Genomic DNA, 8,578 nt, shown 5'->3' on the forward strand with positions numbered 1-8,578 from the left:
GTATAAGAGACAGCGGCAAGGGCGGCAACGCCGGACCCGACGGCGACGGCGGTAAAGGCGGCAACGGTGGGGCCGGCGGCCAAGGCACGACTGGTGGCACCTCGCCCGACAAGGGCGGCCCGGGCTACACCGGCGGGATCGGCGGCGTCGGTGGAGTCGGCGGCGACGGCGGCATGGGCGGCTGGAACTCGGGCAACGGTGGCGCCGGCGGTAACGGCGGTGTCGGTGGCACCGGCGGTCGTGGCGGCCCGGGCCAGAGCGGTGAGACCGGAGAAGCGGGCGGTGGCACCGGCTACCAGGGCGGCCCCGGCGGCGGCGGCGGTATCGGCGCTGACGGCGGTGCGGGTGGTAACGGTGGCACAGCGGCCAATGGCACCACAGGTGCCGGCGGTAACGGCGGCAACGGCGGTAGTGCTGGGACCGGCGGCGGCGGTGGTACCGGTGGTACCGGCGGCCAAGGGACCGAGGAACACCCGAGCGGCGGCCAGGGCGGACCCGGTGGTACCGGCGGCGCTGCGGGTACCGTCGGCGGTAAAGGTGGAGCCGGAGGTGTCGGCGGCCCCAATGGCCAGGATGGATCCGACGGCGGCGCCGGTAAGGGCGGCAGCATGGGTCACCCCGGCGCGTACGGCGCGAACTACTGATCGGAGTCCGGTCCGGAACCGCCCGGCAAGCAGCGAGGCCCCCACGCACCAGTCGTGGGGGCCTCGTCGCTGTCTGGGAAGCTGGGGAACCGGAGGAACCGGCCACCGCCTCGGCGCGTCTGACGTCGTTGCCCGCGCCGTCACAGCCCGGCGCTGCGCGACGGCGCACCGGGCGTGACCAAGTGCTTCGTCGCGGGGAATGCCGCGGGCGAGCGGGCCGACGGCCCTCGCGGGCCGTGGTCAGGCGCCGCCGACGGGTAACTCCCTAGGGCTCGCAGATGACGATCGGGATCTCCCGATCGGTCCAGGCCCGGTAGTTGGCGAAGTCGGGGTACATCTTGTCGAGCTTGGGCCAGTAGGCGGCCCGCTCGGCCTCGCTGGCGTCGCGGGCACGCAGCGACAGCACCTCGCTGCGGATCCGGAAGGACACCTGCGGGTCGGCCTTCAGGTTCAGATACCACATCGGGTTGGTGGCGCGCCCGCCCTGCGAAGCCACCAGGATCACCCGGTCACCTTCGCGCAGGAACAACAGCGGGGACTCCCGCGGCTGACCGGACTTGCGTCCGGTGGTGGTAAGAATGCCGACCTCGGGAACCTCACCGAAGTGCTTGGTGCCCAACCGCCACTTACCGCCGACGCGGCCGCCGGTTGCCTTGTAGGCCCAGGTGTTGGCCCGCGACATCCACTTGATCACCGTCCCGGTGACCGGCGAATCCAGCGACTTCGGCTTCTCGGGAATGTCTGGCTTGCTCACGGGCTCACTCTAGCGGTGGATGAACGGACGGATCCCCGCGCGGATGTGGTGAATCACGGCGGTACCGTCCGGGCTGTCAGCGGGGATCCGGAAAACCTCATCGACATGCGAGCACACCCGGAGTCCGAACAGCGACGGCTTGGTGATGATGTCGTAGACCGCCCGCACGTCGTCGCCGTCGATGCTGTACGTGGGCAACGTGGCGGCCGAGATCAGCCGGAACTGCGGACCGCGGTTGAGGCTGCGGCGCAAGTGATTTCCCGAGAACCCGGTCTTGAGTCCGACCTCGATCCGGACGCAGTCGGGTGCGAACCGGACCGCCGAAGCGTCGTGACTGACCAGCGCGTCGATGTAGGCCTGGGCCGCTGCGATGCGGTCAGTCTCGGGAACCGGAACCACTAGATGCGCTCGATGATGGTGCCGGTGGACAGCGCTCCGCCGGCACACATGGTGATCAGCGCGGTCGAGGAGTCGGTGCGCTCGAGCTCGTGCAGCGCCGTGGTGATCAGCCGGCTGCCGGTGGAACCCACCGGGTGGCCCAGCGCGATCGCCCCGCCGTTGACGTTGACCCGATCCATGTCCGGCTTGTGCACCGCTGCCCAGGACAACACCACCGAGGCAAACGCCTCGTTGATCTCGACCAGGTCGATGTCGCCGATCTTCATGCCGGCCTTTTCCAGCACCTTCGCGGTGGACTGCACCGGGCCGTCGAGGTGGTAGTAGGTTTCGGCGCCGACGTTGGCCTGGCTGATGATGCGAGCCCGCGGCCGCAGACCGAGAGCTTTGGCCTTGTCCTCATCCATCCACAGCACCGCGGCGGCGCCGTCGGAGATCTGCGACGAGGTACCGGCGGTGTGAATGCCGCCCTCCATCACGGGGTTCAGCGCCGCGAGGCCTTCGGCCGTGGTGTCGCGCAGACCCTGGTCGCGGCTGACGATGTTCAGCTCGGCGGTGGGCTGCTTGTTCTCGTCGATCACCGGGGCCTCGATCGGGGAGATCTCCCGGTCGAACCGACCCTCGGCCCAGGCCTGTTTGGCCCGCTGCTGAGACCGCAGCCCCAGTGCGTCCACGTCGGCGCGGGTGATGCCCCGGCGCTTAGCGATGCGCTCGGCCGCTTCGAACTGGTTGGGCAGGTCAATGTCCCAGGACGCTGCGCGGGCGCCGCCGCCGTTCGCCCCCAGCGGCACGCGGCTCATCGCCTCAATCCCGCAGGCGATGCCGATGTCGATGGCGCCGCTGGCGATGAGGCCGGCGATCAGGTGGTTGGCCTGCTGTGCGCTGCCGCACTGGCAGTCGATGCTGGTGGCGCCGACATGCTCGGGCAGCCCGGCCACCAGCCAGGACTGCCGGGTGACGTTGTTGCCCTGCTCGCCGAACTGGGTGACGCAGCCGCCGATCACCTGCTCGACGATTCCCGCGTCGATGCCGGCCTTCGCGACCAGTGCCTTCTGCACCGCCCCGAGCAGTTCGGTGGCATGCAGGCCGGACAACCAGCCATTACGTTTACCGATGGGGCTGCGGGTGGCTTCAACGATGACAGGATTACCCATGCGGCCAGGCTAGAACACGTTTCATTAGTCTGACAAGCGACGATGCGGCACTGCCTTTGATCTGCGGTCGGGCCGTGTTTCAATGGTCGCAATCAGGCACTAGACGGCGTTGTTCGGCGGTTGATCGATCAAACGTCGTCAAACCCAACACAGTTACCTACCGAACACTCTAGGAGTAGACACATGGGCTGCCCCGCCATTCCCAGCGACTTCGACTTCCTCGACTCCGAGATGAGCCTCAAGGGCCTACCGGTCAACGAGCTCGCCGAGCTGCGGAAGTCCGAACCGGTGCGCTGGGTCGACGTCCCCGGCGGAACCGGAGGTTTCGGGGACAAGGGTTACTGGCTGGTGACCAAGCACAAGGACGTCAAGGACGTCTCGTTGCGCAGCGACGTCTTCTCCAGCGCGATGAACGGCGCGATCCCGGTCTGGCCGCAGGAGATGACCCGTGAGGCGGTCGACCTGCAGCGCGCGGTCCTGCTGAACATGGACGCGCCGCACCACACCCGGCTGCGCAAGATCATCTCCCGCGGCTTCACTCCCCGTGCGCTCTCGCGGCTTGAGGACGAGTTGAAGGCGCGAGCGCAGAAGATCGCTCAGACCGCCGCGGCGTCCAACACCGGCGACTTCGTTGAGCAGGTGTCCTGCGAGCTGCCGCTGCAGGCCATCGCCGAACTGCTCGGTGTGCCCCAGGACGACCGGGACAAGTTGTTCCGCTGGTCCAACGAGATGACCGCCGGCGAGGACCCGGAGTACGCCGGCGTCGACCCGGCGATGTCGTCGTTCGAGGTCATCACCTACGCCATGAAGATGGCCGAGGAGCGGGGCAAGAACCCCACCGACGACATCGTGACCAAGCTGATCCAGGCCGACATCGACGGCGAGAAGCTCAGCGATGACGAGTTCGGCTTCTTCGTCATCATGCTGGCGGTCGCGGGCAATGAGACCAGCCGCAACTCGATCACGCACGGCATGGTCGCGTTCTCGCAGAACCCCGACCAGTGGGAGCTGTTCAAGCGGGAACGGCCGCAGACCGCCGTGGACGAGATCATCCGTTGGGCCACTCCGGTTTCGGCATTCCAGCGCACGGCAAGCGAAGACACCGAGATCTCCGGCGTCAAGATCAAGGCCGGCGAGCGCGTGGTGATGTCCTACCGGTCGGCCAACTTCGACGAGGAGGTGTTCGACGATCCGTTCACCTTCAACATCCTTCGTGACCCGAACCCGCACGTCGGCTTCGGCGGCACCGGGGCGCACTACTGCATCGGCGCCAACCTGGCCCGCCTGACCATCAACCTGATCTTCAACGCCGTCGCCGATCACATGCCCGACCTGAAGCCGATCGGCGAGCCGGAGCGGCTGAAGTCGGGCTGGCTCAACGGCATCAAGCACTGGCCGGTTGATTACTCGGGTGCGTGCCCGGTCGCGCACTGAGCACCCTGACGGCTAGACGAATCAAGGAGGATTCGGGTGGATTTCACACCGAACCCGGAGCAGCAGGCGGTCGCCGATGTGGTGACGTCGGTGCTCGACCGAGACAACAGCTGGGATGCGCTGGTAGCCGGCGGCGTCGCGGCGCTGGGCGTGCCAGAACGACTCGGTGGAGACGGTCTGGGCCTGTCGGAGCTGGCCACCGCGCTGACCGAGATCGGCCGTCATGGCACCGTCGGTCCTGCGCTGGCGACGTTGGGGCTGGGGTTGATCCCGCTGCTGGACCTGGCGTCCGACAGCCAGCAGGACCGGTATCTGTCGGGAGTGCCCACCGGTGCGGTGCTCTCGGCCGCGCTGAACGAACCCGGCCGACAGCTGCCGGAGTACCCCAAGACCAGCTTTGCGGGCGGAAAGCTCAACGGCATCAAGACCGGTGTTTCCTATGCCCAGACGGCGGCTTGGTTGGTCGTCACTGCTGATAAGGCGGTGGTGGTAGTCGCCCCGGATGCCGACGGCGTCACGATCACCAAGACACCGACCTCCAACGGATCCGACGAGTACGTGGTGACGTTTGCCGACGTCGCGATCGAGGATGCCGACGTGCTCAACGGCGCCAGCGTTGCCCGGGTCAACCAGTTGGCGCTGGCCGCCACCGGGGCGTTCGGGGCCGGACTGGTGGCCGGCGCCCTGCGGTTGACCGCCGACTACGTCGCCACCCGCGAGCAGTTCGGCCGTCCGCTGTCGACGTTCCAGACGGTGGCCGCGCAGCTTTCCGAGGTTTACATCGCGTCGCGGACCATTGACTTGCTGTCGACATCAGTGATTTGGCGGTTGGCTCAAGGTCTTGACGCCGGCGATGATCTCGGCATCCTGGGCTATTGGCTGACCTCGCAGGCTGCACCGGCCATGCGACTCTGCCACCACCTGCACGGCGGAATGGGCATGGACATCACGTACCCGATGGACCGCTACTACTCCTCGATCAAAGACTTGACCCGGCTCTTGGGTGGTCCGGTGCACCGCCTCGACTTGGTGGGAGCGTAAATGTTCATCGACCTGACACCCGAGCAGCGGGCGCTGCAAGCCGAACTGCGAGAGTACTTCTCGACCCTCATCACGCCCGAAGAGGCGCAGGCGATGGAGTCGGATCGGCACAACGAGGCCTACCGTGCGGTGATTAAGCGGATGGGCAGCGACGGCAAGTTGGGCGTCGGTTGGCCCAAGGAGTATGGCGGCCTGGGATTCGGCCCGGTGGAGCAGCAGATCTTCATCAACGAGGCCAACCGTGCTGACATCCCGTTGCCGATGGTCACCCTGCAGACTGTCGGCCCAACACTGCAGGCGCTCGGTACCGAAGATCAGAAGAAGAAGTTCCTGCCTGGAATTCTTTCCGGCGATGTACATTTCGCGATCGGTTACTCCGAGCCCGACGCCGGCACCGATCTCGCGTCACTGCGGACGACCGCGGTCAAGCACGGTGACGAATACATCGTCAACGGGCAGAAGATGTGGACCACCGGCGCTCACGACGCCGACTACATCTGGCTGGCCTGCCGAACCGACCCGACCGCTGCCAAGCACAAGGGCATCTCGATTCTCATCGTCGACACGAAGGATCCCGGGTACTCCTGGACTCCGATCATTCTGTCCGACGGGGCCCATCACACCAACGCGACGTACTACAACGATGTGCACGTACCCGCCGACATGCTGGTTGGTGAGGAGAACGGTGGCTGGAAGCTCATCACGACGCAGCTCAACCACGAGCGGGTCGGTCTGGGGCCGGCTGGTCGCATCGCCGGCATCTACGACCAGGTACACGACTGGGCGTCCAAGCCGGGGTCGGACGGCGTCACGCCTATCGAGCACGACGACGTGAAACATCTGCTGGCGCAGATCAAGTCGATCTGGCGTATCAATGAGTTGCTCAACTGGCAGGTGGCAGCCTCTGGCGAGAACATCGCAGTCGCCGACGCGGCGGCCACCAAAGTGTTCTCCACCGAACGCATCCAGGAAGTCAATCGACTCGCTGAGGAGATCGTCGGCAGATTCGGCAACCCGGCGGACCCCGAGACCGCTGAAGTCCTCGTCTGGCTGGACAAGGTGGCCAAGCGCAACCTGGTGATCACCTTCGGCGGCGGCGTCAACGAGGTCATGCGCGAGATGATCGCCGCTTCTGGGCTGAACGTTCCACGGGTGTCACGATGAGTCGAGGAGAGGTGATGAGCGACCTTTCCACCGGGATCGAGCAGATACTGGCGTCGGGCCGCAGCAAGCCGCGGTCCGGTCGGGATCCGGTGAACCAGCCGATGATTCGGCACTGGGTCGACGCGATCGGCGACACCAACCCGATCTACACCGACGAGGCAGCCGCGCAGACGGCCGGGCATCCCGGAATCGTCGCTCCGCCGGCCATGATCCAGGTGTGGACGATGATGGGCCTGGGTGGGGAGCGCCCCGCCGATGACCCCCTCGGCAAGGTCATGGAACTGTTCGACGGCGCGGGCTATGTCGGCGTGGTTGCTACTAACTGCGAGCAGACCTATCACCGCTACCTGCGTCCCGGCGAGGAAGTCAGCGTCACCGCAGAGGTGACCGACATAGTGGGGCCCAAGAAGACCGGCCTGGGCGAGGGCTACTTCGTCACCCAGAAGATCCGTTGGTGGGTGGGCGAAGAGAATGTCGCTGACATGATCTGGCGCATCCTGAAGTTCCTGCCGGCCGACAAGGCGGGACAAGGCTCCACGCCGGCAGCGGTTGCACACGAGGATCTCGACCCCGACAAGATGATGCGCCCGTCGTGGTCGCGGGACTCCAAGTACTTCTGGGACGGGGTTGCCGCACACGAGCTGCGCATCCAGCTCCGCCCGGACGGCAGCCTGCAGCACCCGCCGGTGCCGGCGGTTTGGAAAGACAAGACCGAGACCACCGACTATGTCGTTTCCAGCGGCAAGGGAACGGTGTTCAGCTACGTGGTGCACCACGCGCCCAAGGTCCCCGGCCGCAGCTTGCCGTTCGTGATCGCGCTGGTCGAGCTCGAGGAGGGCGTGCGGATGCTCGGTGAGCTCCGCGGCGCCGACGCGGCCGCGGTGAAGATCGGAACGCCGGTCCGCGCAACCTTCCTCGATTTCCCTGCCAGCGATGTCGGACCGGCGTGGTCGCTGTACGCCTGGGAGCCTGTGGAAGGAGACGGGGCATGAGCGCTGTGACTGTCGACGTGGGCACCAAGCTGCCCGAGCTGAAGATCTACGGTGATCCGACGTTCATCGTCTCCACGGCGATCGCCACCCGCGACTACCAGGACGTGCATCACGATCGGGACAAGGCGCAGGCCAAGGGTTCCAAGGACATTTTCGTCAACATCCTGACCGACACCGGCCTGGTGCAGCGCTACATCACCGACTGGGCCGGGTCCAACGCCGTGATCCGCTCGATCGGCCTGCGGCTGGGTGTGCCGTGGTACGCCTACGACACCGTCACCTTCTCCGGTGAGGTGACGGCGGTGGAAGACGGCCTGATCACCGTGAAAGTCGTGGGCAACAACAGCCTTGGCGACCACGTCATCGCCACCGCCACTCTCACCCTCGGGGAGGAATGATGCTGTCCGGTAAGGCGGCTATCGCCGGAATCGGCGCGACCGACTTCTCGAAGGAATCCGGGCGCAGCGAACTGCGCCTGGCTGCCGAGGCGGTGCTCGACGCCCTCGACGATGCGGGCCTGAAGCCCTCGGATGTCGACGGCCTGGTCACCTTCACCATGGACTCCAACCTGGAGACCGCCGTGGCGCGTGCCACCGGGATCGGTGAGCTGACGTTCTTCTCCCAGATCGGCTACGGCGGTGGTGCCGCCGCGGCGACCGTGCAGCAGGCCGCTCTGGCGGTGGCGACTGGTGTTGCCGAGGTGGTCGTCGCTTACCGTGCCTTCAATGAGCGCTCGGAGTTCCGGTTCGGCCAGGTGATGACCGGTTTGACAGTCAACGCCGACTCGCGCGGCGTGGAGTACAGCTGGTCGTATCCGCACGGCCTGAGCACCCCGGCGGCCTCGGTGGCGATGATCGCCCAGCGTTACATGCACGAATACGGCGCCACCAGTGCGGATTTCGGTGTGGTGTCGGTGGCCGACCGCAAGCACGCGGCGACCAACCCCAAGGCGCACTTCTACGGCAAGCCGATCACCATCGAGGACCTGTCTCTTATACA

General features: G+C 66.4%; 8 protein-coding genes and 2 pseudogenes. 7 read left to right on the forward strand and 3 right to left on the reverse strand.

Going from position 1 to position 8,578, the window contains the following annotated elements; genetic code table 11:
- A pseudogene (locus LI94_RS25115) lies at positions 1 to 644 on the forward strand (hypothetical protein); the annotation flags it as partial.
- Between the two features lie 265 nt (positions 645 to 909).
- Here LI94_RS25115 and LI94_RS18965 read toward each other — a convergent pair.
- Genes LI94_RS18965 through LI94_RS18975 form a run of 3 tightly spaced genes read right to left on the reverse strand, consistent with a single transcriptional unit; the run spans position 910 to position 2,948 of the window.
- Positions 910 to 1,398: a nitroreductase family deazaflavin-dependent oxidoreductase gene (locus tag LI94_RS18965; RefSeq protein ID WP_046302167.1), complete on the reverse strand. Its 489-nt coding sequence runs from the start codon at positions 1,396 to 1,398 to the stop codon at positions 910 to 912.
- Between the two features lie 9 nt (positions 1,399 to 1,407).
- Positions 1,408 to 1,797 carry a hypothetical protein gene (locus LI94_RS18970; protein WP_046302168.1) on the reverse strand — a complete coding sequence of 130 codons (390 nt, stop codon included), beginning with the start codon at positions 1,795 to 1,797 and terminating at the stop codon, positions 1,408 to 1,410.
- Positions 1,797 to 2,948 carry a steroid 3-ketoacyl-CoA thiolase gene (locus tag LI94_RS18975; RefSeq protein ID WP_024443504.1) on the reverse strand — a complete coding sequence of 384 codons (1,152 nt, stop codon included), beginning with the start codon at positions 2,946 to 2,948 and terminating at the stop codon, positions 1,797 to 1,799. The genes LI94_RS18970 and LI94_RS18975 overlap by 1 nt, the downstream gene beginning before the upstream one ends.
- Positions 2,949 to 3,131: 183 nt before the next feature.
- Here LI94_RS18975 and LI94_RS18980 point away from each other — a divergent pair, with 183 nt between their 5' ends.
- The 6 genes and pseudogenes from LI94_RS18980 to LI94_RS19005 all read left to right on the forward strand — a co-directional run.
- The gene (locus tag LI94_RS18980) at positions 3,132 to 4,382 is read left to right on the forward strand and encodes a cytochrome P450 (RefSeq protein WP_046302169.1); all 1,251 of its coding nucleotides are present in this window, start codon (positions 3,132 to 3,134) and stop codon (positions 4,380 to 4,382) included.
- A 36-nt stretch (positions 4,383 to 4,418) separates the two neighbouring features.
- A complete protein-coding gene (locus tag LI94_RS18985; RefSeq protein ID WP_046302170.1) occupies positions 4,419 to 5,423 on the forward strand; it encodes an acyl-CoA dehydrogenase family protein in 1,005 nt (334 codons plus the stop codon).
- Positions 5,424 to 6,587 carry an acyl-CoA dehydrogenase FadE29 gene (gene fadE29, locus LI94_RS18990; RefSeq protein ID WP_046302171.1) on the forward strand — a complete coding sequence of 388 codons (1,164 nt, stop codon included), beginning with the start codon at positions 5,424 to 5,426 and terminating at the stop codon, positions 6,585 to 6,587.
- Positions 6,588 to 6,601: 14 nt separating this feature from the next.
- On the forward strand, positions 6,602 to 7,579 hold the full coding sequence (locus LI94_RS18995; RefSeq protein WP_024443508.1) for a bifunctional MaoC family dehydratase N-terminal/OB-fold nucleic acid binding domain-containing protein: 978 nt from the start codon (positions 6,602 to 6,604) through the stop codon (positions 7,577 to 7,579).
- Between the two features lie 5 nt (positions 7,580 to 7,584).
- On the forward strand, positions 7,585 to 7,977 hold the full coding sequence (locus LI94_RS19000) for a MaoC family dehydratase (protein WP_164518028.1): 393 nt from the start codon (positions 7,585 to 7,587) through the stop codon (positions 7,975 to 7,977).
- Positions 7,977 to 8,578: pseudogene (locus LI94_RS19005) on the forward strand (lipid-transfer protein); the annotation flags it as partial. The gene LI94_RS19000 and the pseudogene LI94_RS19005, both read left to right, overlap by 1 nt.

The organism is Mycobacterium sp. UM_Kg27 (genome assembly GCF_000972905.1).
Classification (GTDB): domain Bacteria; phylum Actinomycetota; class Actinomycetes; order Mycobacteriales; family Mycobacteriaceae; genus Mycobacterium.